Raw genomic sequence first — 24,492 nt, forward strand, 5'->3', positions numbered from 1 at the left:
CCGGGAAAGGACAGCGGGCTTTTTCCGTTTGCGCGCCAAAGATAGAGACAGAGAGGCGATTCTTTCTGGTTATAAACAAAAAAACGGAAAGAAAGCGTTGACATAGTTGGATTGAAACCGTTATATTCTGGATATAAACAAATAAGTTGTAACAAAACAAATATTCGGAGTGGATGATCCGGCCCATTGCAATCGGCGCCCGATCCTTACGGAACCGCGGCTCCGGTGTTTGGCCTTATTTGTTTCAAGCCAATATTGTCAGGGGGAGCGTATCCATGGTTCTGAAAAGCAAATGGTCCGCCGTATCGCTTGCGCTTGTGCTGGTTTCGGGATTGGGATTGTCGGCCTGCTCCGGCAACGGGGGAGACGCGCCGGCTCCGACCGGAGAAGCGTCGTCTCCATCGCCGACATCGGGAGCGGCAAGCCCCAAGACGGACTCCAAGTCCGAGATCGAGTTCATGGGGTGGGGCGGGGACAGCGAAAAAGCCGTATTCCAGAAGCTGATCGATGCTTACATGAAAGAACACCCGAATAAGAAAGTGAAGTACACCGTCGTTCCGTCGGGCGAGTATTACCAGAAGCTCGACACCCTGATCGCCGCCAAGAAAACGCCGGATGTGTTCTATGCGGGCGGCGCGCATTTCAACAAGCTCGCCAGCAGCGGCCTGCTGCTGAACATGGATTCCTACCTTGAAAGCAACCAAGCGGTCGATCCGAGCAATGTGTGGAAGCAGGGGCTGGACCGTTACCGCTACGACGGCAAGACGGTCGGCCAGGGCAGCCTGTACGGCCTGCCGAAGGATGTCGGGCCTTGGGCTCTCGCCTACAACAAGGATTTGTTCGACAAGGCCGGCCTGCCTTATCCAAGCGCGAAGGCGGGAGAGTATACGTGGGACGACATGGTCGCCGACGCCAAAAAGCTGACGACGGCAAACGCCCGCGGGAAAATCGACACGTTCGGAATCGCCGCTTATTCGACGGAGTCCGCCGTATGGGCCAACGGCGGGGATTGGATCGATTACAGCACCGGCAAGGTGACGATCGATACGCCGGAATTCGCCCAGGCGATGCAGTTCGTGGCGGATCTCAGCCTCGTGCACAAGGTCAGCCCGTCCCCGGATGACGAGAAAGCCCAGAACGGCTATGCGCGGTTCGTCGCGGGCAAAGTGGCGATGTTCCCGATGGGGCCTTGGGATCAGCCCGGCTTCTGGAACGTTCCGTTCAAATGGGATATCGCCGCTTGGCCGGCAAGCCCGAATACGGGCAAAACCGCGACCTGGCTCGGCTCTCTCGGATTCGCCGTGTCGAATACAACGAAGCATCCGGAGGATGCGTTCGCTCTGGCTTCCTATCTGAGCCTCGACCGGGAGTCGCAGAAGCAGAACTACGAGCTCGGGCAAGCGGTGCCGAACCTCGTCGACATGGCCAAGGGCGAGTTCCTGCAGATGGACAAAGCGCCGCAGAGCCGCCAAGTGTTCCTCGATATCATCGAAGACTACGGACGTCCTCCGATCGAGGTGAACTCCAAGAGCGTGAAGTGGATCGATACGTTCTGGCAGGATGCCAGCCAGGTGTGGACCGGCAAGAAGACGGCTGCGGAGTTCGTCAAGGAAGAGCAGCCGAAGCTGCAGAAAATCTACGACGAAGACAACAAGTAACAGGCTTGGCTCGGAAGGAGAGCGGCCTCGGCTTTTGCCGCCTTCCTTCCGGCTTCGTGCCGGGGAGGATCGTTTATGACAGGCTATCGGCGAAAAGAAATGCTATGGTCCCTGCTGTTTGTAGCGCCGCCGGTTCTCGGCTTCCTCATCTTCGGGCTGGCCCCCCTTCTAACCTCGCTGGGCCTCAGCTTCATGTCCTGGGACATGATGTCTCCGGCCAAGTTCACCGGCCTGGACAACTTCGGGAAGCTGGCCCATGACGAGAAATTCTACAAATCCATGTACAACACGTTTTATCTGCTGCTCGGAATTCCGCTGGGCATGGTCTCCGCCATGGCGCTGGCGCTCATGATGAACCGTCCGCTCAAGGGCGTGAGCCTCTTCCGGACGATCTACTACATCCCCGTCATCTCGCCGATCATCGCGGTCTCCCTGCTCTGGCAGTGGCTGCTCAACTACGATTACGGCATCATCAACGAATTCATCTGGAAAATCTTCGGCGTGCAGGGTCCGAACTGGCTGGGCGACCCGAACTGGGTCAAGCCGTCCTTCCTGCTGATGGGCTTGTGGGGAGGAGTCGGCGGCACGATGGTCCTGTACCTGGCCGGCCTGCAGGGGATATCCTCCAGCTATTACGAGGCGGCGGAAGTCGACGGCGCGAAGCGATGGCATCAATTCCGCTACATCACGCTGCCGCTGCTGTCTCCCATCCATTTCTTCGTCGTGGTGATGGGCGTCATCGGCACGTTCCAGTCGTTCAGCCAGATGTATATTCTCGCGGCGGACGGCGGGCCGGAGTACAGCGGAGCGACGATTGTGTACTACATTTTCCAGGAAGCGTTCAAGTACTTCAATATGGGCTTCGCCAGCTCGGTCGCCTGGGTGCTGGGAGTGATCATCTTCATTCTGACCCTGATCCAATTCCGCTTCTCCAAGCGTTGGGTCTACCAGGACTAGGCGTTCCTTAAGGAGGAGTAGACTATGGTCAGAGAAAGACGCTTGATGAACAGCTTGATCTATGTGCTGCTGCTGGCCGGCTCGATCGTCATGCTCGGGCCGCTGGCCTGGACGCTGTCGACGTCGCTCAAGACCCAGCAGCATGTGTTCGATGTTCCGCCCCAATGGATTCCGAAGCCGTCGACATGGAGCAACTATACGGATGTATGGTCCAAAGCTCCGCTGCTGCACGGCTTCCTGAACAGCGCCATCGTCGTGGTCGCCGTGCTGTCGGTCGGGCTGTTCGTGGCCGCCATGGCGGCTTATTCGTTTGCCAAATTCAATTTTCCGTTCAAGGAAGGAATCTTTCTCGCCCTGCTCGGAACGATGATGATTCCCTATTCGGTCGTCATGATTCCCCAATACATCGGCTTCTCCGAGCTGGGCTGGGTGGATACGCTGCTGCCGCTCATCGTTCCGGGACTGTTCGGGAATATCGTGACGATCTTCTTCTTCCGGCAATTCATGCAGGGCTCCATCCCGAACGATCTGATCGACGCGGCCAAAATCGACGGATGCGGTTACTTCCGCACGTTCGCCACCGTCGCGCTGCCCATCGCCAAGCCGGCGATCGCGGCTCAAGCGGCTCTTGGCTTCATGGGCATCTGGAACGATTTCATGGGACCGCTCATCTACCTGCATACGCCGGAGAGGCAGACGATCCAGGTGCTCATCGCCAGCATGCAGTCCAACTATATCTCGACGTCCAATTATCCCTCGCTCATGGCCGCTTCGCTCATCGCGCTTGTGCCGGTCATCATCGTGTTCTTCATGGCCCAGCGCTACTTCATCGAATCGCTCGCGATCAGCGGGATCAAAGGCTGAGCCGAGGATGGAGCCGTCAGCAATCAAAAGAAGGAATCGGGCCGTGCTCCTTGCCGGCATGGCATGTGCCGCAGGAGCTGCCGCCATCCTTTGGGGAAGGGGAGAAATGGATATGAATCCGGCCGCGCGCAGCACGGTGCAGATGGGAGCCTCCTATCAAAATCCGATGACGCTCCCGCAGGAATGGGAGGATTACGGCATCGGCGATCCTTATGTCCTGCGCCATGACGGACAGTATTACCTGTATTGCAGCACGAAGGACGGGCGGATCGGAGTGAAGGCCTGGAGCTCGGCCGATCTGGCGAATTGGACCTATGAGGGCCTGGTCGCCGAGGAACCGCTCACGGAAGGGGCGTATGCTCCCGAGGTCGTCTACTGGAACGGATTCTTCTATATGTACACCTCTCCGGCCGGCAAAGGGCATTACGTCCTGCGCAGCGATAAGCCGACCGGACCGTTCCTAGCGCAGACCGGCAATCTGGGCCTCACGATCGACGGGTCCGTGTTCATCGACGACGACGGCAGCTGGACGTTCACGCATGCCGAATTCGGCGGCATCATGGCCGCGCCTATGAGCGACCCCTATACGATCGGCACGGGAGAGAAGCTTGGCGCTTCGCTCGGACACTGGACGGAGGGGTCGATGATCGTCAAGCGCGGAGGCAAGTATTACATGACCTACACAGGCAACCATGTGTTCAGCCGCGGCTATCGCGTCAACTACGCCGTCTCCGACGAATCGCCGGCCGGTCCGTACCGGATTCCGGACAACAACCCGATCCTGCTGTCCACAGAGGAGGGGTTCAACGGCCTCGGCCACAGCTCCACCGTGCTTGGGCCCGATCTCGATTCCTACTACATCTTCTATCACAATCTGGAGGGCCGTTCGGCGGAGGGGCCTCCCGTCCGCCATCTCAATATGGACCGGCTCGCCTTCAGCGGCGACAAGATGAGCGTGCTGGGCCTGACCTGGGGCATTCCGGCGGAAGCTCCCAAGCCGCCCGTGTTTCATGACCGTCCCGGCTCGTCTCCATCGCCCGACAAGTGGGAGCAGGCAGCCATGCCTGCTTCCGGAAGCGGCCGATCCTGGGTAAGCAGGCAGAGCACGGACAACCGCTATACGGCCGAGTTCAATGTCGTTGTCCAGCCGGACGGCAAGGAGAAGGGCGGCGAGGCTGCTCTGGAAATGCTGCTCTCCTACCGGGACGGGCGCGACAGCCGCGTCCTGCGTGTAGACGGCCGGCAGAAAAAGCTGGTCATGGCGGAGCAGGCGGGCGGAGCGGAAAAGGCCGTCTTCTCGGCCGATCTGCCTCAGGGGACGGAACTGAACGTCCTCCACGCGCTGCGTGCCGAATCGGATGGCGACGGGACGAGAATTTATTGGGACGGCCTGCTGCTTGCCGACGTGAAGGCGTGGACGGGCGTGTCCGGAAAGATCGGATACCGGTGGCCGCAAGGCGCCGGTCCGGCGCTGTCCTATACCGCCTTCTCGAACGAAGCGGGGGGCAGCAGCGACCGAAGCGCGGTCAAGCCTGTGCCCGGGACGCTGGAGGCAGCCCATGCCGCCGGCAATCCTTCCTCCCCGCTCAAGGCCGGCACGGCCGGCACGCCGGACGGGAGTCTGGCCGCGGAGCTGGGCAGGAACGGGGAGCTGGCCTTTCCCGTTCAGGTGAAGAAGGACGGCCGCTACCGGATCGCCGTCATGGCGGAGCGCGGCTCGGAAGGAGCCGCTCTGGAGGTGGAGGCCTCGGGCCGGAAGCTCAAGGCGGAGCTTGACGCCGCCCTGTTCTCCTCGGAGTCGGAGTGGACGAAGGTGCCGCTCGGAGAGCTGGAGCTGAAGGGCGGACTGCAGTGGCTGGCCGTCAAGCAGACGTCTGCCGGGGTTTCCCGCATCCGGTACATCGAGGTGCTGGAGTCGGCGGAGGCGGGCGGTTCGGCGCAGGCCGAGCTGGAGAAGCAGGAGCTCTTCGGGGGCTGGGAGCAGAGCGGGGCCGGCAGCCGGATCGCGGAAGCCGGCCGCGACAGCAAGCTGTTCGCGGGCGATGTCCGGTGGGGCGATTACGAGGTCGGTTTCCGGCTGCAGGCGGACGGAGAGGATGCGGGAGAGGCGGCCGTGCTGCTGCGGACGAGCCGTGAATCGGACTATCCGGCTCAGGTGGCGGACTCGTTCATCGGGTATCAGCTTCTGTTCCGCAGCGGCAGGATCATTCTCGAGAAGATCGTGTACGAGCGGAAGGAAGAGCTCGATTCGGCGCTGCTGGAGCTGCGGCCCGGCCAGCCGTCCGAAGTATCCGTGAAGCTGGAAGGCGGCCGGATAAGGGTATTCCGGGAAGACGGGGAGCCGCTTCTGGATGTGCTGGACCCCGATGCGATCCTGCAGGGAAGAATCGGCTTTCGCTCCTCGTCCCGGGACTGGATCATTTCCGGTCTTGAAGTGCGGCCGGTCGGCCATGAATGACAGAGAACGCTGCGACCAGGCGCGTTAATGGAACGGGAGAGAAGACAGATGACAACGAAAAGATACATCAAGGACTATCCGAGGCCGCAGTTCGTGCGGGACGAATGGATCAATCTGAACGGAGCCTGGCAGTTCGGCTTCGACGACGGCAACGAAGGAGAGCGGCTGGGCTGGCCGGAGCGTTTCGGCGGAGATCGGACAATTCAAGTGCCCTTCACCTACGAGACCAAGGCGAGCGGCATCGGCGACGAGTCCCATCATGCCTATGTCTGGTACAGCCGCGAGCTGGACGTTCCCGCCGAGGCGGAGGGCAAGCTGGCCCTGCTCCACTTCCAGGCGGTGGATTACAAGGCCAAGCTGTGGATCAACGGAAGTTATGTCGGAATCCATCAAGGCGGTTACGCAGAGTTCCATTTCGATATCGCCCCTTACCTGAAATACGGACAGGGCAACATCATCACCTTGAAGGCGGAGGACAGCCTCGACGCGGCCCAGCCGCGCGGCAAGCAGCGCTGGGTGAAGGACAGCTTCGAATGCTTCTATGTCCAGACGACCGGCATCTGGCAGACGGTCTGGCTGGAATATGTGGAGCCGTCCTATGTGGAGGCCGTCAAGATGACGCCGGATCTGGACGCGCGGTCCATCCGGTTCGAATATCAGGTGCAAGGGGCCGGAGCGGCGGACGATATCCGCCTCGAGACGCTCGTCAGCCTGAAAGGGAAGCCGGTCAAGCAGGTGAGCCTCGCCATCGACCGTCCGTGGCTGCAGCTGGATGTCGACCTTGTCCATGAAGCCAACGGCCCGTGGAAGCACTGCCACTGGTCGCCGGCGCATCCGAATCTGTATGACGTCGAGTTCATCCTGTACAAAAACGGCGCCGAGGTCGACCATGTATACGCCTATTTCGGCATGAGGAAAATATCGATCGAGAAGGATCGCGTCCTGCTGAACAATGCCCCCATCTACCAGAAGCTCATTCTGGATCAAGGCTACTGGCCGGATACGCATTTGACGCCGCCCTCGGAGGAAGCCATTCTCGAGGATATCGACAAGCTGCTGGAAATGGGGTACAACGGCGTCCGGAAGCATATGAAGGTGGAGGATGCCCGCTTCCTGTACTGGTGCGATGTAAAGGGAGTGCTCGTATGGTCGGAGATGGCCGCCACCTTCGAATTCAACGACCGGGCCGTAGAGAGGTTCACCCGGGAATGGATGGAGGTCGTCCGGCAGCAGTACAACCATCCTTCCATCGTGACGTGGGTGCCGTTCAATGAATCGTGGGGCGTCATGAACATCGCCAAGGATGTCCGGCAGCAGAAGTTCACGGAAGCGATCTACCATCTGACGAAGGCTTTCGATCCGAACCGTCCGGTCGTGTCCAACGATGGCTGGGAGCATACCGTATCCGACATCCTCACGCTGCATGACTATGTCGAGAGCGGGGAGGAATTCCGCCGGCGGTATGCGGGCAAGGACGAGATCACCGGCAACATGCGCAGCTTCAACCACTGGAAATACGCGTTTGCGGACAGCTACGCCTACAAGGGGCAGCCGGTCATCGTGAGCGAGTTCGGCGGCATCGCCTTCAAATCCGAGGAGGGATGGGGCTACGGCAATCAGGTCGGCTCGGAGGAAAGCTTCCTGGAGCGGTTCCGCAGCATCCATGAGGCCATCCAGCAGACCGAATATATCTCGGGCTACTGCTACACCCAGATCACGGATGTGCAGCAGGAGGTCAACGGCCTGCTGACGGAGGACCGCAAGCCGAAGATTCCTCTGGAGAAGATCAGGGAAATCAATTCCTTCTAGCTATGCGGGGTATGCGGGGTATGCGGGGTATGCGGGGAGAAAAACGGGATGAAGCCGAGAAACCGGCTTCATCCCGTTTTCGCATTTCTTGCTTGCTTTCTGCGGCGGTTCGGTCCAGGACGCGGCGGCGAGCGGTTCTATTCCACTGGCCGGCGAGGCGGAGGCATGAACAAAAGTCAGGAAACTGAAAAAAAGTTTGCCTGGAAGAAGGAGCGGGTGTAGGATAAGAGGCAAAGAGAATCCAAGCGGTCAAGAGGAGCGGGGGAAATGGAATCGGTATCGCAAACGCTGCCGCTGCTGCGGGAGCTGGCGCAGGGCATCGCGGCCCAGTTCGGAGAGCGCTGCGAGGTCGTCGTGCATGACTGGTCGCAGCCTTATGAGAGCACGATCGTGCATATCGAGCACGGCCACGTGACGGGACGGAAGGTCGGCGATCCCGGCACGAACCTCGGACTCGAGGTGATGAGAGGCACGTCGGAGGGCGGCCATCGGCAGAACTACGTCACCCGGACCAAGGATGGACGGCTGCTGAGATCGACTTCGATCTACTTGAAGAATGACGCAGGAACGGCGATCGGCGCCCTGTGCATCAACTTCGACATCTCGGAGCTGCTCGCCGCCGAGAAGGCGCTGCAGGGATTGGTCGGCATGCAGGAGCTGCCGCCGGTCCAGGAATCGTTCGTCAGCAACGTCAGCGATCTGCTGGATTCGCTGATCCAGGAGGCGGAGGACGCCGTCGGACGGCCGCCTGCGCTCATGAGCCGCGAGGAGAGGATCCGATTCATCGCGCTGCTGGACCGCAAAGGCGCGTTTCTGGTCAAGAAGGCGGGCGAGAAGGTATGCGCTTATCTGGGCATCTCGAAGTACACGCTGTACAGCGATCTGGAGGAAGCCAAGGCGGCGGATGCGGAAGGGGAGCAGAGCTGATGGGCGAGAAGGAACGGGAAGGATTGGAAGCGGGCGCTCCTGAATGGGCAGAGGAGCGGTCGGGGCAGGAGGCTGCCGCCCAGGCGGTGATCGCAGCGTCTGAAGGGGGGACCGGCGGAGGACGGCCGGCGGCGGAGCGGCTGGATGCCGGAGATATGCCGGAGCAAGCCGCCGAGGCAGTACCGGGGAGCGGCAGTCTGACTGGCGGGAAGTTCGGCGATGAAGGTCCGCAGACTCCCTTTGTCCTGATCCGCAGCGTGCGCGTGGACGCCAATATCGCGTCCATGGCGGAAGCGGCGGCGAAGCGTGGCGTGAAGCTGCGCCCGCATGTGAAGACGCACAAGCTGCCGGAGCTCGCGGCCCGGCAGCTTGCTGCGGGAGCCGTCGGCATCACCGCCGCCAAGCTGTCGGAGGCGGAGGTGATGGCGGATGGCGGGATCGGCGATATCTTCATCGCCTATCCCGTCATGGGCGCCGCCAAGGCGCGGCGCGCCGCCAGCCTCGCGCAGCGGTGCCGGCTCGCCGTCGGCGTCGACAGCGCCGCGGGAGCGCGGCATTTGTCGGCGGCCGCCGAGGCCGCCGGCATCGCGCTCGAGGTCCGTCTCGAGATCGAGAGCGGCCTCCGGCGCACGGGGGTCGCGCCGGAGGCGGCGCTGCCGCTGGCGCGGGAGATCGCGGCGATGCCCGGCCTGGAGCTGACGGGCATCTTCACGTACCGCGGCGCGATGCTCGGCGGGGCTCCGACGATGGATCTGCAGACGGCCGGCCACGAGGAAGGCCGCATGATGGCTGCCGTCGCACAGGAGCTGCGCCGGGGAGGCGTGCCGATCCGCGACGTGAGCGTCGGCTCGACTCCGACGGCGGTGTATGCCGCCGAGATCGAGGGCGTCACGGAGATCCGGCCCGGCACGTATGTGTTCCACGACCGGATGCAGGCGGCCTTCGGCCTCTGCAAGCTGGATGATTGCGCGGCCGAAGTATGGGCGACAGTCGTCAGCCGTCCGGCGCCGGACCGCATCGTCATCGACGGAGGCAGCAAGACGTTCGCGACCGATGTGCAGCCGGGAGGCGCGCCGCTGCAGCTGCAGGGCTTCGGCCATGTCGTCGGCCTGCCGCATGCCGTGTTCGAGCGGATGAACGAGGAGCATGGCGTCATCCGGATACGCCCGGAGGACGACTGCCAGCCGGGCGACCTGCTGCGCGTCATTCCGAACCATATCTGCAGCACAGTGAATCTTCATTCCAGCGTGTACATCAGCGATAGGGACGGCGGGCTGCGGCAAGTTGCGGTCGCCGCGCGCGGCTGCATCCAATAGAAGGGAGCGAAAGGCGACATGCTGGATTTAGTGCTCAAAAACGGACGCATCGTGGACGGGAGCGGCAATCCGTGGTTTCGCGGCGACGTCGGCGTGAAGGATGGAAGGATCGCCGCTGTCGGCCGCGTGGACGCGGAGGCGGCGCAGACGATCGACGTCCAGGGACGCGTCATTTCCCCCGGCTTCATCGACGGCCACTGCCATTCGGATCTGATGATCCTCGACCATCCGCTCAGCGAGATCAAGCTCAGCCAGGGCGTCACCGCCGAGGTCGTCGGCAATTGCGGGCTTGCTCCGGCGCCGGTATTCCCGGACCGGGAGGAGCTGCTGCGCAGCTACATCTCCCCTGTCATCGGCAGCACTCGGCATGACTGGCAGTGGAATACGGTCGGCGAATACATGGACTACGTCGCCCGATCCGCTCCCGCCGAGCATATGGCGACCTATGTCGCCCACGGCGCCTTGCGGATCGCCGTCATGGGCTTCGACAACCGTCCGGCGACCGCCGCGGAGCTGCATCGGATGAAGGAGCTGCTGGAGGAGGGGCTGCGCGCCGGCGCGATCGGCCTGTCGATCGGCCTGCTCTACTCCCCCGGCAGCTATACGTCCAAGGAAGAGCTTGCGGAGCTGTGCACGGTGCTGCCCCGCTACGACGGCCTGCTGAGCACGCATATCCGGGGCGAGGGCAACAATCTGCTGCCTTCGGTGCGCGAGGTCATCTGGATCGCCGAGAAAGCGGGCATTCCGCTCCATATCAGCCATCTCAAGGCAGCCGGAAAGATCAACTGGGGCAAGGCTCTTGAAGCGATGGAGCTCGTGGAGGACGCCCGCGCCAGAGGCATGGATGCGACCGTGGACGTGTACCCGTATTCGGCGGGCTCGACGTCGCTGACGACGATCCTGCCTCCATGGGTGCTGGAGGGGGGCATCCCGGGAGCGCTGGAAGCGTTCCGCGATCCCGTCCTGCGCCGCCGCATCCGCGAGGAGCTCGACCGGGAGCAGGACGACTGGGACAACCTCGTCTGCTCCACCGGCTGGCAGAGCGTCTTCGTCGCCTCGGCGAGCGGCGCCAACGCTGCCCTGGAGGGGAAGCATATCGAGGAAATCGCCGTCATGCGAGGCGTCCATCCCGCCGACTGCATGATGGATCTGCTGCTGGAAGAGGACGGCCAGGTGCCGATCGTTTACTTCCACATGTCGGATGACGACGTCCGCCAGGTCATCGCCTATCCCCGCTCCCTGATCGCCTCGGACAGCCTCACCTGCGAGACCGGCAAGCCGCATCCAAGGCTGTATGGAACTTTTCCCCGCGTCTTTGCCAAATACGTGCGCGAGGAGCGGGTGCTGACGCTGGAGGATGCGGTGCGCAAGCTGACCTCGTTCCCGGTGCAGCGCTTCCGTCTCGGCAAGCGGGGCCTGATCGTGCCGGATTATGCCGCCGACCTCGTCGTTTTCAATCCGGATACGATCCAGGATACCGCTACCTTCGCCGATCCCAAGCAGCAGCCGGAGGGCATCTCGCATGTGGTCGTCTCCGGGCGCGTCGCGATGCAGGACGGCGTGCATACCGGAGAGCGCGCCGGAGGCTTCCTCCGCGCAGCCTCATGCGCCTGCGGCAGCGGGCACGGCACGCTCTGAAACGCCGCGCGTCTCATGCGGTGAAGCCTGAGGCGCAGAGGCCTCGCCTCCCCCAACTATCCCCAAATCGAAAGGATCGATGAACATGTCTAAAATCGACCAACGCCTCGCCGAGCTCGGCATCGCGCTTCCAGAGCTTCCGGCTCCGAAATTCTCCTACATACCGGTCAACCAGACCGGCAACCTGATTTACACGTCCGGCTTCGATTGCCGCATCGACGGCGTCCTCATGCATGAGGGCAAGGTCGGCTCCGACCTGACGATCGAACAGGGCCGGGAAGCCGCGCGCCAGATCGTGATCAACCTGCTCGCGGCGATGAAGGCATACCTGGGCGACCTTGACCGCGTCGTCAAAATCGTCAAGCTGCTCGGCTTCGTGAACAGCGCTCCCGGCTTCGGCGACCAGCCTTACGTCATGAACGCCGCATCCGATCTGCTCATCGAGGTGTTCGGCGAGAACGGCCGCCATGCCCGCAGCGCTATCGGCACGAGCGACCTGCCGTTCCACACGCCCGTCGAGATCGAGCTGATCGCCGAAATCCGCAGCTAGAGCCTTTTCCGGCAAGCTGAGAACGCTTATCCCGCATGTCTGATTGATTGGTCAAGGGGATGTCCTGGAAGTCATGGAAATGACTTCGGGGCATCCCTTCTGTTGTTGAGCGGACCTATTCCCTTGAAGGAGGGATAGGGCTCGCCACAAAAATCGCGGGGCTGTATAATTCGCTTCAGCAATCGGGGAACCTATAGGGCAGTCATTATGATTCCTTTGGAGGGCGACAACGATGTCAGGACGAAACAGCAAGCCGAAAAACACAGGTCCCGCAGGGCATCCCGGAAGGCTGGATCAGTTCGGAGCCAAGCTGGGCTCCAGCAACGAGGCCGAATTCGCCGAGTCTCTGGGACAAGCATGCCGCTCAGAAGAGAAACGCGATAAGGCTGAAAAGCATACCAGATAAATCCTTCCAAAAGCGCGCCGCAGTCCATCTGCGCCGTGCTTTTTCCATCTATGGCTCTCCCAATAATGGTTGAGCTATCACTCCAGACGGGCAGTCATCATGAAGTCTAAGCTATTGCTTTTCCCAGAGAATGTTCCTGCGATCAAAAGTCGATTTCCTGGGAAATGACAGACGGAATGTCGAAGAAAGGCGGCTGCGGAAAATTATCTATATATTTTTTCCAAACCCAACTTAATATACATAATGATCATTACTTCACAAAATAGACGAAATGTCTTATACTCTTCTTGTGACGCTAAAGCGGTTGCAAGCACCGCTGCAGGACCAATCCGTAATCCGAGAGGAGATTTTTTATATGGCGCGTTTAGAGGGCAAAACAGCAATTGTAACCGGTGCGGCAACCGGCATGGGAGCGGAGGAAGCCCGCCTGTTCGCCCGCGAGGGAGCCCGGGTCGTGATGACGGATGTGAATATCTCCGAGCTGGAGAAGGTCGCCGCCGAGATCAGGGCGGCTGGCGGCGAGGCGACAGCGATCAAGCATAACGTCGCTTCCGAGGAAGAGTGGCAGCATGTCGTCGATGAGGCAGTCCGTCTCTACAGCAAGGTGGATATCCTCGTCAACAATGCCGGCATTGCGTCGACGCGGACGATCGCGAGCTTCGACCTGACGGAGTGGAATCGCGTCCTGGACATCAACCTGACCGGCTGTGTCCTCGGCATGAAAGTTGTCATTCCGGAGATGCAGAAGGCCGGCTCCGGCTCTATCGTCAACATTTCCTCGATCGGCGGCATCGTCGGCATGGCCGGATCGAGCGCCTACACAGCGGCCAAGGGCGGCCTCCGCACGCTGACCAAGGCAGCGGCGGTCGAATACGCCAAGCAGAGCATCCGCGTCAACTCCGTCCATCCCGGCATCATCGTGACCCCGATGACGGAGCCTTCCATGAAGGACGCGATGCCGTTCTACCAGACGTTCACACAGCTTCCTTACATGGGCAAGCCGGAGGATGTCGCATACGGCGTGCTGTTCCTCGCTTCCGACGAAGCCCGCTTCATGACCGGCGCCGAGCTGGTCATCGACGGCGGCTGGACGGCGCTCTAAGTCAAGGCAAAAGAAAAAGGCCGGCCCGATCACGAACCGTGACGGGGCCGGCCTTTTTTTTGCCGCTTCAGGTCTAGGTCTAAATGCCCTGAAAGGAAAGAAATCAGCATACAGCACCAGGATGGACATGGTACAATATGACTATATTTTCCAAGTAATGAGGAGGAAGTCAGATAATGAGCAGAATGAGTCGGAATTTGTCGGTAATGATTTGTGTTCTTCTTCTTTTTTCTGCAGGCGTCAAGGTGTCCGCGGCGGCGGGAATGGGGCAGATCATCAGCGTGCTTGCGGATGGTTCGCAGCTGTTTGATGATGGCCGTGTCCTGTTTGCGAGCGGAGCATCCAGTTCATCGCTGGGCCTTGTCCAGATCGGAGGAAGCTCCAAGGCCGGTTTCGGTGCGACCGGCAACGGAAAGCTGGTCAAATGGTCCTCCGCGCAAGGCCCGCATGTCGTCGCCGATGTGAGCGGAGTCAAGCAAGCAAGCGGTACATACTGGCTGCTGAAGGACGGGTCCCTTTGGAGGGCCGGGCAAAAATCGGCCTCCTTCAAGGGGGTAAGGCTGTTTGACGAATCGGCCGAAATGATCGCTTTTGTGACAGAGAACGGAGAAATCAAGCGTTACTACCCGTCGTACAGCGAGCCTGTCGAGCTCGACAAAATCTCCGATCCTGAGGCGATCGTCAAGATTGAAGTCAGCGGTTTGCAATCGGCCGTGTTGTACAACGATGGACGGATCGTCGTCTATGATTTTTACAGATTCCGACCTTATAGCTTGACTACAGAAGGCGCCGATATCTCCTACTCGGAAAACGGCTCGCTGTTCATCGCCATGAAGGACGGGACGGTCCGGATCAATGACGAATCCTCCTTGGTGTCCGGAATCGATTCGATCAGGAACGTGATCGCGTCGACGGAATCGGATGCTTTCTATGCCCGCAAAACAGACGGGTCCTGGGTATTTTTCCGGTCGGGGGAAGCCCGTCCTTTGCAGCCTCAAAGCCCGGAAAGCATGAAGGTCAAGCTTGCGGCGAGCAGCCTATATGTCGGGGGACAAGTGAACGGGACGATCCAGCTCGTACAGGCTGGAGGCAAAAGCTCGGAATTGCCGCTGAATCAAGCGGCGATAACGATCGACAAGCCGCATCTGTTGAAACAGACGAGCGACGGCACGATCAAGTCGCTCGCCGTGGGGGAAGCCAGCATGACCGTAGAAGTCGGCGGCCTGCAGCAGACCGTGAAAATCTCCTCGAGCTTGAAGCAAGCCCTGACGGGAGCCCAGGTGGTAAACGGAGTTGCGTATCTGCCTATCCGTTCGGTCTTCCAGGCGCTGGGCGGGACTTCTTCTTATGATGCCGCCTCCAAGTCGTTCAGCATCAAGGTGGGCGCCCAATCGGTCGTTCTCTCCAAGGGGAGTGCGGCAGCCAAGGTGGACGGCCGGAAGATCATGCTGAAAGGGAAGACATTCGAGAGCAAAGGGGAAACGCTGTTTTCGGCGGATCTTCTCGCAGCCGCGTTGGGGGCCAAGCTTACCTGGGATGGCTCCAAGCAGCAAATGACGGTAGCGGTCGGAAAAGGGCAGCTGGTCGTCACGGCAAAGCCGTACGTCACCTACAACGGCATGTATGCTGTTCCAGCGGCGGGAGACATGACGGGGTATATGATTTTGAAGGGACACCCGTACGAGAGCTCGGTTCGGATCTACTTCAAGAATAAGAACGGCAGCCTTTCCGTCCAACAGGAGAACATTCCGAAGATGGATCCAAAGACCAAAGTGACCTGGACGGACGAAAACGGCCGGAAGATGACGGGCACGGCCGGAGATCTCTATAAAATGTTCGGTGCGTTGAGCAATAAATACACCGATGATTGGCTGTCTGCTCAATTCGGCGATCTTTACGATGATTGGCTGTTCCCTTCCTCGGTGGACGGCAGCATGTATGTCATGGAGTATTTGACCGGAATCGGCGAGATGGAACCCTCGGTCTCATCGGTCCCGCAGTGGTAAATCCCTGGATCAGCCGATGACCATGTGAACAAGGAGGACCGATCGGGTCCTCCTTGCTTTTTTGCTGCAGCCTCAGGCCCGGGGCTTCTGCTGAGGCAGCACCTTATAGGGACCGAGGATGGACAGATTCATCAGCTGGGCGGCGATATCCCTCTCCTCGTACGGCATCTGCTTCTCGATCCACCAGATGACGACCTCGAGAATGGCGGCTTCCGCGTATTTGACGGCAACCTCGCGCCTGGCCGTGAGCAGGCTGTCGTCAGGCTGGGCGAAGGCCATTCCGTCCGACACGAAGTCGTGGATGACGTGGAGCATTCCCGAAGCAAGCTGGGGTACGCGGTTGCGGACCAGCATGGCATAGTAGACGGAATAACGCTCGGCTATATGATGGAACAGCTTCACGAAGCTTGGATGAGGCTCTCCCCGGAGATAATCGAACCCTTCGCCATCGGCTTCGGAGGTCGAGACGGCATCCCGGAGCTCCTGCAGAAGCTCGCCGATATATTCATCCAGCAAGGCCTGCTTGTCCTCGTAATGCAAATAGAAGGTGGCTCGTTTGATGGTCGCCTGATCCGCGAGCTCCTGGACGGAGAAATTGTCCATTCCACGCTCTTCCATGAGCTGGACGAGAGCTTCGCGCAGCAGCCGGCGTGTACGCAGCACGCGCGGATCGGTTTTGCTAGGTGTCATGGGAGGGTTCCTTTCTGACCGTATTATTCTCTTGCAAGTATAGTATTTTGGCAGGCAAAGAGGAAGGATTTCGGCTGGTCGCGGCGATTGCGCCTCCAATCACCGCCTTTAGTGGTGTTGCAGGTGCATTTCCGTGGAGATATATTCAAAAATAAAAGGCAATGGTATATTTATACGGTTCGGAATGATATTCAGGCTCTCGATTTCCAGTCTTGTACATCCTTTTTATGCTGCTTTTCAATTGGGATTGGGCGGAATCATCATTCGAGAACTTATTTATACACTCTTGGGGGGATTAACGATGTTGTTGAAAAAAACGAGCGCAGCCGTATCCGCTTTGCTGCTCGCTTCTGTACTGGCAGCGGCAGTCGCCGGCGCTGCGCCGAAGCAGCAAGCCGTGACGGGCCATACTCCAATCGTCGTCGGAGAAAGCCGGATGCTGGCGAATTCCATCAATGTCAGTGGAACGCTGTATGTGCCTCTTCGGTCGATTGCCGCCGCGACAGGGATTCAAGCGGATTGGGACAGCTCGAAGAAAGCGGTCTATCTCACGAGCCAGCAGAATTCAGCCTCCGCCGAAGCGGTTGAATCGGTTCCTGCAGGGAAGCAGGTCGCAGCGGAACCGGTTGCGGTCGCCTTCTATCTGAACGGAGTCGAGACCAAGCTGGCCGACGCCGCTGGAAAGCAGCTGCTGCCGCTCTCGCTTGACGGCACGCTGTACTTGCCTGTACGCGCGCTGTCTATGGCCTTGGGCGTATCGGTTGAATGGAATGCCGCCGCGAAACAGCTGACCCTGCAAAGCAAGAAAGAGCCTTCCGTTCCGGCTTCCGCGGAAAAGGGGGATAAAGGCGAGAAAGGCGATACGGGAGCCAAAGGGGATAAAGGGGATCCGGGAGCGGCTGGAGCAACCGGCTCCACAGGCGCGCCAGGATCAACGGGCGCCACCGGAGCGACGGGACCGGCGGGAGCTGCAGGTGCCAAGGGCGATAAGGGCGACACAGGCGCGGCCGGAGCGGCTGGGCCGACGGGGGCTCAAGGAGCCAAAGGCGATAAGGGCGACACAGGCGCGGCCGGACCGGCAGGCCCGACGGGGGCTCAAGGTGCCAAAGGCGATAAGGGCGACACAGGCGCGGCCGGACCGGCAGGCCCGACGGGAGCTGCAGGAGCCAAGGGCGATAAGGGCGACACAGGCGCAGCCGGACCGGCAGGCCCGACGGGAGCTGCAGGAGCCAAGGGCGATAAGGGCGACACAGGCGCAGCCGGACCGGCAGGCCCGACGGGAGCTCAAGGAGCCAAAGGCGATGCCGGTGCCAAGGGGGACAAAGGAGACACCGGCGCAGCAGGACCGGCAGGACCCGCTGGAGCGGCAGGCCCTCAGGGAGCGATTGGTCCGCAAGGCGTTCAAGGCACTCAAGGCGTTCAAGGCATTCAAGGCGCCAAAGGCGACAAAGGCGATGCAGGGCCGGCTTTCACGGCGTCCGTATTTGCCTATAATACGAATGGCATGAACGTTCCCTTGAATTCCAATTCATCGATGCTTGTGCCGCTGCCGGGTTTTACCGCTTCGGACTCGGTTTTCTTTCACGGCGCGGACACCATCACCGTGATGACCAGCGGCTGGTACTACGTGTCCTATTCGCTGCGCACGACCCAGAATGCGAACCTGGATGTAGGCGTGGTAGTCGACGGCATGCCTCTTCCGCAGCTGACGACCTCGCCGGACTTTGAAGATTATATCTGGCAGGGAACCGGACTCCTGAATCTGAACGCTGGAAATCAGGTCAGCCTGCGAGTCGCGAACAACTCGGGCTCTGGGCAGACGGTAATCATCAAGGCCGGCAGCCAGGGTGCCGCGCTGACGCTGGTTAAGGTCGGCTAGCTTTGACGATAAGAGAGGAGCCAAGCCTTTGCCGGGCGGCTCCTTTTTTGCTTGTCCAGCGCTTGGTTGCTTTCCCGCCGCCGATCAGGCATGATACGGACATTGAACCTATTTCCGATGCGGAGGCTGTCAAGCATGCGAATCCATATTCTCGTCGCCGACGATGATTCCCATATCCGGGAGCTGCTGAGGCTCGTGCTGACGCGCGAGGGCTACGCCGTGAGCGAAGCCGCGGACGGACGGCAAGCCGTATCCGTGCTGGAGGCCGAGCAGGTGCATCTGGCCGTCGTCGACGTCATGATGCCCTTGAAGGACGGGCTGGAGCTCACGGAAGAGATCCGCCGGCAGTACGACTTGCCGGTTATTCTGCTTACCGCCAAGGGAACGATGGCCGACAAGGAGAAGGGCTTCGAGGCCGGAACGGACGATTACCTCGTGAAGCCGTTCGAGCCGCAGGAGCTGCTGTTCCGGATCAGGGCGCTGCTGCGTCGGTACCGGATGGCCAGCTCGGAGGTCATCCGGCTGGGGGGAGTGACGATTGACCGCGCAAGCTATGAGGTCGATGCCGCAGGGCAGAGCATCGTCCTGCCGCTGCGCGAATTCCAGCTGCTGGCCCAGCTGGCCAGCCAGCCGGGCCGCATCCATACCCGGGAGCAGCTCATCTCCATGATCTGGGGAACGGATTATGAGGGAGACAGCCGGACCGTCGACGTGCATGTGAAGCGGTTGAGGGAGAGATTCGAGCCTTACCGGGACGACTTCGTCATCACGACGATCCGCGGCCTCGGCTACAAGCTGGAGACCGGGGGCGGCCTTTCGTGAAGAGCCTGTATTTCCGCATTGTCCTTACCTTTGTCCTGATCGCGCTGCTCAGCAGCATCGGAGGCATGCTGCTCACCAGCCTCTATTACGATTACCGGCTCAACGCCAACAACGAAGCGAACATGGAGCAGGCAGCGGAGCAAGTCAGGGCCTTGCATGACGGAGCGCCGCAGGAGGATCTGCCGACGCTGCTCGGAGGCATCGCGGGCCTTGGCTACCAGCTGTATACGGTCGGTCCATCAGGCGACAAGCGCGCCTATGGGACCCCTTTCCGCCACGAGCGGTTTCCATCCCCAAGCCAGGTGGAGAAGGTGAGGGAGGGGGGCGCTTACCATGGCATGTCGGAGGAGAACAGGCGCTTCAAGCTGTTCGCCTACTTCGAGAACAGCGCCCGCAATACGTACGGCTTCCCGCTGAAAACGGAGGAAGGAACGGCTGCCGTCTTCATCCGTCCCGATCTGGAGCGCCAGATCGGGGAAGTGCGCGTCATCGTGGCGGTGCTGCTCGTCAGCACGTTCGGCATCAGCCTGCTGCTGATCGCCGCCCTGAGCAGCCTCATCGTGCACCCGGTGAAGCGGCTGACGAGAGCGGCGCAGCGCATCGCCGGAGGCGATTACGAGGTGAGCATCGACACGTCCCGGCGCGATGAGATCGGCGAGCTCGGCCGCCGCTTCTCGACGATGGCTCGGTCCATCCGCGATCTGGACCGGATGCGCCAGGAGTTCGTGGCGAATGTGTCCCATGAATTCCAGTCGCCGCTGACGTCCATCCGGGGTTTCATCCGCACCCTGCTCGACAGCAAGCCGGCCCCGGATGCGCTGGAGACCCGGCGTTATCTGACCGTCATCGACGAGGAGAGCCGGAGGCTGTCCTCGCTCAGCCGCCAGCTGCTGATGCTTGCCGACGTCGACAGGCAGGAGCGGGTGCTGGACCGGCAGCCATACCGGCTGGATGAGCAGCTTCGCCAAGCGCTCCTCATGCTGGAGTGGCAGTGGACAGACAAGGAGCTCCAGCTGGAGCTGGAATTGCCCGAGACGACCGTGACCGCCGACCAGAGCCTCATGTACGAGGTGTGGCTGAATCTGATCGGCAATGCCGTCAAATTCACGGGCCGGGGAGGCGTCCTGGGCATCGAGCTCAGTCAAGAGGGCGGCTTCTGGAGCGTATCGGTCCGCGATACGGGTCCGGGCATCGCGCCGGATGAGCTATCCCGCATCTTCGAGCGGTTCCACAAAGCGGACAAATCGCGCCGCCACGATGGAGAAGGAGGCAGCGGCAGCGGGCTCGGATTGTCCATCGTGAAGCGGATCGTCAACCTGCACGGGGGTTCCGTGGAGGCGGAGAGCAAGCTCGGGCGGGGGACGGTCATGAAGGTGCGGCTGCCCCTCTAGCGTTGCGTACGGCAGCTTCGGGCCGAAATGAATTCCGATGGGCTGCCCCTCCGCCGAATGTTGCCGCTGGCTTGCCGGATTAGGGCCTATAGATCCGGTCCATAGATTCTGCAGCAGCCTATGGGTTGCCATGGCTTGCAAGACGGTCCCCTGCCTCGTGCAGCGGCCATGATGGCGAAGACGGCCCTGGCTCGTGCAGCGGCCATGATTGGCAAGACGGCCTTGGCTGGGTTGCGGACCAGCAGGTTTGTGCCGGCCTTGTGATCTCCCACAGCAAAGACCCGTTCGTCTTGGGCGAACGGGTCTTTGCTGTGGATGCTTCCGTCTCTTTCAGCTCAAGGAGCCGGACAGCGGCTTTCCGGCTTCCCTGCCTCCGCCGACGTCCAGGCAGCTCTCGAGCCAGACTTCCTTGAAGTCGATCCAACCGAGCGTGTTCAGCCTGGCGCCTTGGACGCTGGGATGCAGGTAGGTCTGGAGCTGCTGGTGATGAAGGAAGATCAGCGAAGCCTCGTCGCGCAGCTGCTCCTCGATCTGCCTCATGATCTGGCTGCGCTTCTCCGGCAGAGATTCGGCTAGGGCGGCATCAACGCGCTCCCGGATCCAGGCCCTTCTTTCTTCGTCGAAGTAGTTCGACATGACGCAGCTGCCATGCTCGTAGGCTTCGATTTCATCGACCTCATCATCGGCAAGGACCAGGCCGAAAACCGTGAGATCGGCTCCATTCGTCCCTGTATTCCGGCAGGAAGCAGTCGGGCTGAGCCGCAGTTCGATCTCGATGCCCCATTCCCGGAGCCGCTCCTGGATCCACTGGACATCTTCGCCGTACTTGGGGTTGGCCATGAGCTGCAGAGGAGCTCCGTCATACTCCGAATCCCGCAAAGCCGTGCGGATGCGCTCGGTCCGCGGCGGCTCGGGCGTGCGCGCCATGCTGACCTCGGGCAGAAAGCTGTAGGCCGGCAGGGCGCGGTCGCCTCCCAGATCGGCGACCAACCGCACGGGATCCAAGATCATTCTTACCGCTCGGCGGAAGGCCTCGGATTGCTGGGGGCCGCTGCGCCGCAGATTCCAGGACAGGAGAGTGCAGCCGCGGCACAGCCTTTGCAGCGCGAGCCAGTCGGCCGTGGCGGAGGCGTGCTCCCGCGCCCAGCTTTTACCCGATCCGTCCCGAGGCCGGAAGATTTCGGGCGTGCCTTCGATCCGGGGCCGGAAGTCCTTCGGCATGATGACGATGTCCACGCCGTCGAGGTAGGGCCGGCCCAGATGATAGGACGGATGGGCGGCGAGCTCCACGCAGCTGTCGCTTGCCTGGGTCATCCGAAAAGGTCCGCTGCCGGACGGCAGCTTCCAGAACTCCTGCTCGTCGCGTCCGCCGAAGCCGGCAGGCAGCAGCGAAGCGGCAGCGGCGCATACGAACCGGCTGAAAATATGGTTCGGCTTGCGGAGGTGGAAGCGGACGACGCGAGGGCCGATCGTCTCGATCTCGTGCACGCCTCTCATCAGCCAGCCGTTGTGCGCGGAGGCTCGAAGCCGGTCGAAGGTGAACTTCACGTCGGCGGACGTCAGCTCCGGACCGTGATGGAACCGGATGCCTTTCCGGAGAAAGAACGTCCATTCCCTGGCGTCGTCGCTGGAGGTCCAGTGATGGGCGGCTCCAGGCAGCATGACCTGCTCGACATCGTCGAACTGAAGGAGGCGGTCGTAGATCTGGCGGGCCAGATGACCGTCCAGGGCATAGTTGATCCGTGCCGGATCGAAGGTCTCGAAGGACGAGACGACGGGAAAGCGGAGCGTGTCGGCCGCATAGGCTCCTCCCTGGTCCTGTTCCTTGCGGTACCCAAAGCTGCCGTCCAGCCACGTCATGAATTCGGCCTTCTCGGCTTCGTTGCCGTATCCTTCCATCAGCTCGAAGGCTTGCTTGTAGTCGCCTTTGCCTGCATGGCTTCGCAGCAGCTCCAGCAGATAATCCCGCTTGTCGGCCAAGAAGGCGATTTTGGAGCGGTGGCCGCGGCCTCTGCCCGGCAGCCACCGGATCAGCCCCTCGTCTTCCAGCTTGCGGAGAATATGCTTGGCGTTGCGCGGGGTGCAGAACAGCGCCGCGGCAATATCCTCGAGCGTCGCTTCGACCGGCAGGGCCGAGTCCGCGTCACCCAAAAATCGGCCAAGCAGGGTCAAGTAGCGTTCCTGAGCATACATTGAGGTTGGCCTCCTCTGCGGTGCGGATGGTTAAAAGGGGAAAAGTGTTGAGGTGATTATACGCTTTTTAACCCTTTTTGCACAGAGCATAATAAAAGCAAGGAAGCCGAGGAGGAATGATGGATGATGGAAGAGTATTTCATGGAAAAAATGGCGGAGCTGAAACAATCGGAGATGAGAGGGGAGAACCCGATCCGAATGTGGGAAGACATTGAAAAAGGCCCGGCAGCGGTACGGCGGCCGGTCAAGAGGAGATGGCATGCATTGGCGGCATTCGGCGCCTTGATCCGGAAATGATGGCGGCTGCCGCATCTTCGCCGGGCTGCCGCGCCCTTGCCGGAATCGGGCATAGAGACAGAGAAATCATAAGCAAGCCTTCAGCCCTCCTGCCGGGCGCTCCGGTACAGGAGGGTTTTTGTTTGCTTGTGTAAAGGGGAAACGCCAAGGCAATCCTTTCCTCTTTTGATGGCCCGGATTCGGGCATTCGCATATTTAATAGATTCAAAGGCATCCATCCATGCCATGCTTCCCCGGCATCCATAGAGTAATAGGGCAGTCAAGGCTGCAAGGTCGAAGGAGCGTGGTCGGAATGGATGTCATGACATGGCTGCCTGCCGCAGGGGCGGCGGTTTTGGCTGCTGCCGCATGGTCGGGCGCGGCTTGGCGAGGGTGGATACTAGAGAGAAGCATGCCGGAGCACGAGCCCGGCGAGCTGCTCGTGAAGTTTCATGACGGAGTGGCGCATGAGGCGCGCTACCGGGTTCATGAGCAATGCGGCGGCAAGATCATCGCGGAGCGCGGAAGCGGGAAGCTGCATCATGTCAAAGGCAGACGAGCCTCCCGCAGCGCGCGTCTGCTGCGCGACGCCTACCACGAGCATCCGGAGGTGGAATACGCCGAGCCGAATTATATTTACCGGAGCTGCCAGACGCCGAACGATGCCTATTATCCGCTCCAATACGGTCCCAAGCTGATTCATGCGGATCAGGCATGGGACAAGGCTTCCGGCCATGCTTCCGTCATCATCGCCGTCGTGGATACGGGAGTGGATGGGAGCCATCCCGACTTGTCGGCCAAGCTGCTGGCTGGACAAGACTTCGTGCAGCCCGGACAGCCGCCGGAGGATCAGAACGGCCACGGTACCCATGTAGCCGGCATTGCGGCCGCAGCTACCGGCAACGGAATCGGCATCGCCGGCATCGCTCCGGACGCCGCCGTGCTGCCGGTGCGCGTTCTGGACCGCAATGGATCGGGGGCGATCGCGACGATCGCTGCCGGAATCCGTTATGCGGCCGATCAAGGGGCGAAGGTCATCAATCTCAGCCTCGGCGGAGCGGGCCGCTCGGCGGTTCTGCGCGATGCGATCCGCTATGCGGCATCCAAGGGCGCGGTCATCGTGGCGGCGGCAGGCAATGACGGCAGCCCGGACAAGCTTTATCCGGCCGCCTACGACGAAGTCATATCCGTCGGATCCGTAGGCGCGGAGGACGTCCATTCGGCTTTTTCCAACTACGGCACCTGGGTGGATGTGGCCGCTCCGGGAGAAAAGATCGTGTCGACTTATATGTACGGACGTTATACGTATCTGAGCGGAACGTCCATGGCCGCTCCGCATGTGTCGGGCGTCGCCGCTCTGCTGGCTGGACAAGGACTCGACGCCTCGGCGATCCGGAAGCGCCTGCTGGCTTCAGCCGATCCTGTAGTGGGAACGGGCGTGTACTGGGCGCATGGGAGGGTGAATGCAGATCGGGCGTCATCGGAGGAATAAACCATCCGGATCATCATCTGGAGCTGATTATTTGCCCGCCATTGACTGCTTCAGGAGG

Annotated in this window: 19 protein-coding genes; 17 read left to right on the forward strand and 2 right to left on the reverse strand. The window is 60.9% G+C overall.

The genetic code is table 11. The features are described 5' to 3' along the window. The first annotated feature begins 275 nt into the window (after positions 1–275). The 12 genes from CIC07_RS01940 (at position 276) to CIC07_RS01995 (ending at position 15,691) form a co-directional block, all read left to right on the forward strand. Positions 276–1,658: an ABC transporter substrate-binding protein gene (locus CIC07_RS01940; RefSeq protein ID WP_076359019.1), complete on the forward strand. Its 1,383-nt coding sequence runs from the start codon at positions 276–278 to the stop codon at positions 1,656–1,658. A 75-nt stretch (positions 1,659–1,733) separates the two neighbouring features. Beyond that, on the forward strand, positions 1,734–2,615 hold the full coding sequence (locus CIC07_RS01945; protein WP_076359018.1) for a carbohydrate ABC transporter permease: 882 nt from the start codon (positions 1,734–1,736) through the stop codon (positions 2,613–2,615). A 24-nt stretch (positions 2,616–2,639) separates the two neighbouring features. Then, a complete protein-coding gene (locus CIC07_RS01950; RefSeq protein ID WP_076359017.1) occupies positions 2,640–3,479 on the forward strand; it encodes a carbohydrate ABC transporter permease in 840 nt (279 codons plus the stop codon). Between the two features lie 106 nt (positions 3,480–3,585). Continuing rightward, a complete protein-coding gene (locus tag CIC07_RS01955; protein WP_157741998.1) occupies positions 3,586–5,937 on the forward strand; it encodes a glycoside hydrolase family 43 protein in 2,352 nt (783 codons plus the stop codon). Positions 5,938–5,985: 48 nt separating this feature from the next. After that, on the forward strand, positions 5,986–7,746 hold the full coding sequence (locus CIC07_RS01960) for a glycoside hydrolase family 2 protein (RefSeq protein WP_076359016.1): 1,761 nt from the start codon (positions 5,986–5,988) through the stop codon (positions 7,744–7,746). A gap of 267 nt (positions 7,747–8,013) precedes the next feature. Next, positions 8,014–8,673 carry a helix-turn-helix transcriptional regulator gene (locus CIC07_RS01965; RefSeq protein WP_076359015.1) on the forward strand — a complete coding sequence of 220 codons (660 nt, stop codon included), beginning with the start codon at positions 8,014–8,016 and terminating at the stop codon, positions 8,671–8,673. Continuing rightward, complete coding sequence (locus CIC07_RS01970; RefSeq protein ID WP_234993055.1) at positions 8,673–9,989, forward strand: alanine racemase; 1,317 nt, start codon at positions 8,673–8,675, stop codon at positions 9,987–9,989. Before CIC07_RS01965 ends, CIC07_RS01970 begins: the two co-directional genes overlap by 1 nt. Positions 9,990–10,007: 18 nt before the next feature. Further along, positions 10,008–11,627 (forward strand): N-acyl-D-amino-acid deacylase family protein, encoded by a 1,620-nt coding sequence (locus CIC07_RS01975; RefSeq protein ID WP_076359014.1) that lies wholly within the window; start codon positions 10,008–10,010, stop codon positions 11,625–11,627. Positions 11,628–11,712: 85 nt separating this feature from the next. Beyond that, positions 11,713–12,177: a RidA family protein gene (locus tag CIC07_RS01980; protein ID WP_076359013.1), complete on the forward strand. Its 465-nt coding sequence runs from the start codon at positions 11,713–11,715 to the stop codon at positions 12,175–12,177. A 232-nt stretch (positions 12,178–12,409) separates the two neighbouring features. Beyond that, positions 12,410–12,583 carry a hypothetical protein gene (locus tag CIC07_RS01985; RefSeq protein ID WP_165895284.1) on the forward strand — a complete coding sequence of 58 codons (174 nt, stop codon included), beginning with the start codon at positions 12,410–12,412 and terminating at the stop codon, positions 12,581–12,583. 355 nt (positions 12,584–12,938) lie between these two features. Further along, positions 12,939–13,685, forward strand: coding sequence for an SDR family NAD(P)-dependent oxidoreductase (locus CIC07_RS01990; RefSeq protein WP_076359012.1), 747 nt, complete (start codon positions 12,939–12,941; stop codon positions 13,683–13,685). A gap of 176 nt (positions 13,686–13,861) precedes the next feature. After that, entirely contained in the window at positions 13,862–15,691 is a 1,830-nt protein-coding gene (locus CIC07_RS01995) for a stalk domain-containing protein (protein WP_076359011.1), read from the forward strand. Between the two features lie 72 nt (positions 15,692–15,763). On the opposite strand, the gene CIC07_RS02000 is transcribed toward CIC07_RS01995, so the two are convergent. Next, a complete protein-coding gene (locus CIC07_RS02000; RefSeq protein ID WP_076359010.1) occupies positions 15,764–16,381 on the reverse strand; it encodes a TetR/AcrR family transcriptional regulator in 618 nt (205 codons plus the stop codon). Positions 16,382–16,682: 301 nt separating this feature from the next. On the opposite strand from CIC07_RS02000, the gene CIC07_RS02005 reads away from it, so the two are divergent. The 3 genes from CIC07_RS02005 to CIC07_RS02015 all read left to right on the forward strand — a co-directional run bounded on the left by CIC07_RS02005 (position 16,683) and on the right by CIC07_RS02015 (position 20,473). After that, positions 16,683–18,260 carry a BclA C-terminal domain-containing protein gene (locus tag CIC07_RS02005; protein ID WP_159442450.1) on the forward strand — a complete coding sequence of 526 codons (1,578 nt, stop codon included), beginning with the start codon at positions 16,683–16,685 and terminating at the stop codon, positions 18,258–18,260. Positions 18,261–18,395: 135 nt separating this feature from the next. Continuing rightward, a complete protein-coding gene (locus CIC07_RS02010) occupies positions 18,396–19,082 on the forward strand; it encodes a response regulator transcription factor (RefSeq protein ID WP_076359009.1) in 687 nt (228 codons plus the stop codon). After that, positions 19,079–20,473, forward strand: coding sequence for a sensor histidine kinase (locus CIC07_RS02015; RefSeq protein ID WP_076359008.1), 1,395 nt, complete (start codon positions 19,079–19,081; stop codon positions 20,471–20,473). Before CIC07_RS02010 ends, CIC07_RS02015 begins: the two co-directional genes overlap by 4 nt. 330 nt (positions 20,474–20,803) lie before the next feature. Here CIC07_RS02015 and CIC07_RS02020 read toward each other — a convergent pair whose 3' ends face one another. Continuing rightward, the gene (locus tag CIC07_RS02020; protein WP_076359007.1) at positions 20,804–22,666 is read right to left on the reverse strand and encodes an ABC transporter substrate-binding protein; all 1,863 of its coding nucleotides are present in this window, start codon (positions 22,664–22,666) and stop codon (positions 20,804–20,806) included. 123 nt (positions 22,667–22,789) lie between these two features. Here CIC07_RS02020 and CIC07_RS02025 point away from each other — a divergent pair, with 123 nt between their 5' ends. Together CIC07_RS02025 and CIC07_RS02030 are read left to right on the forward strand one after the other, a co-directional pair. Beyond that, entirely contained in the window at positions 22,790–22,963 is a 174-nt protein-coding gene (locus CIC07_RS02025; RefSeq protein ID WP_157742001.1) for a hypothetical protein, read from the forward strand. A 292-nt stretch (positions 22,964–23,255) separates the two neighbouring features. After that, the gene (locus CIC07_RS02030) at positions 23,256–24,434 is read left to right on the forward strand and encodes a S8 family peptidase (protein WP_157742003.1); all 1,179 of its coding nucleotides are present in this window, start codon (positions 23,256–23,258) and stop codon (positions 24,432–24,434) included. Positions 24,435–24,492: the final 58 nt, after the last annotated feature.

Source organism: Paenibacillus sp. RUD330, from assembly GCF_002243345.2.
Taxonomy (GTDB): Bacteria; Bacillota; Bacilli; order Paenibacillales; family Paenibacillaceae; genus Paenibacillus_O.

Bases quoted from the DNA above. Each gene is read 5' to 3' on its own strand.
- CIC07_RS01940 (WP_076359019.1), top strand. From the start codon at position 276: ATGGTTCTGAAAAGCAAATGGTCCGCCGTATCGCTTGCGCTTGTGCTG.
- CIC07_RS01945 (WP_076359018.1), top strand. From the start codon at position 1,734: ATGACAGGCTATCGGCGAAAAGAAATGCTATGGTCCCTGCTGTTTGTA.
- CIC07_RS01950 (WP_076359017.1), top strand. From the start codon at position 2,640: ATGGTCAGAGAAAGACGCTTGATGAACAGCTTGATCTATGTGCTGCTG.
- CIC07_RS01955 (WP_157741998.1), top strand. From the start codon at position 3,586: ATGGATATGAATCCGGCCGCGCGCAGCACGGTGCAGATGGGAGCCTCC.
- CIC07_RS01960 (WP_076359016.1), top strand. From the start codon at position 5,986: ATGACAACGAAAAGATACATCAAGGACTATCCGAGGCCGCAGTTCGTG.
- CIC07_RS01965 (WP_076359015.1), top strand. From the start codon at position 8,014: ATGGAATCGGTATCGCAAACGCTGCCGCTGCTGCGGGAGCTGGCGCAG.
- CIC07_RS01970 (WP_234993055.1), top strand. From the start codon at position 8,673: ATGGGCGAGAAGGAACGGGAAGGATTGGAAGCGGGCGCTCCTGAATGG.
- CIC07_RS01975 (WP_076359014.1), top strand. From the start codon at position 10,008: ATGCTGGATTTAGTGCTCAAAAACGGACGCATCGTGGACGGGAGCGGC.
- CIC07_RS01980 (WP_076359013.1), top strand. From the start codon at position 11,713: ATGTCTAAAATCGACCAACGCCTCGCCGAGCTCGGCATCGCGCTTCCA.
- CIC07_RS01985 (WP_165895284.1), top strand. From the start codon at position 12,410: ATGTCAGGACGAAACAGCAAGCCGAAAAACACAGGTCCCGCAGGGCAT.
- CIC07_RS01990 (WP_076359012.1), top strand. From the start codon at position 12,939: ATGGCGCGTTTAGAGGGCAAAACAGCAATTGTAACCGGTGCGGCAACC.
- CIC07_RS01995 (WP_076359011.1), top strand. From the start codon at position 13,862: ATGAGCAGAATGAGTCGGAATTTGTCGGTAATGATTTGTGTTCTTCTT.
- CIC07_RS02000 (WP_076359010.1), bottom strand. From the start codon at position 16,381: ATGACACCTAGCAAAACCGATCCGCGCGTGCTGCGTACACGCCGGCTG.
- CIC07_RS02005 (WP_159442450.1), top strand. From the start codon at position 16,683: ATGTTGTTGAAAAAAACGAGCGCAGCCGTATCCGCTTTGCTGCTCGCT.
- CIC07_RS02010 (WP_076359009.1), top strand. From the start codon at position 18,396: ATGCGAATCCATATTCTCGTCGCCGACGATGATTCCCATATCCGGGAG.
- CIC07_RS02020 (WP_076359007.1), bottom strand. From the start codon at position 22,666: ATGTATGCTCAGGAACGCTACTTGACCCTGCTTGGCCGATTTTTGGGT.
- CIC07_RS02025 (WP_157742001.1), top strand. From the start codon at position 22,790: ATGATGGAAGAGTATTTCATGGAAAAAATGGCGGAGCTGAAACAATCG.
- CIC07_RS02030 (WP_157742003.1), top strand. From the start codon at position 23,256: ATGGATGTCATGACATGGCTGCCTGCCGCAGGGGCGGCGGTTTTGGCT.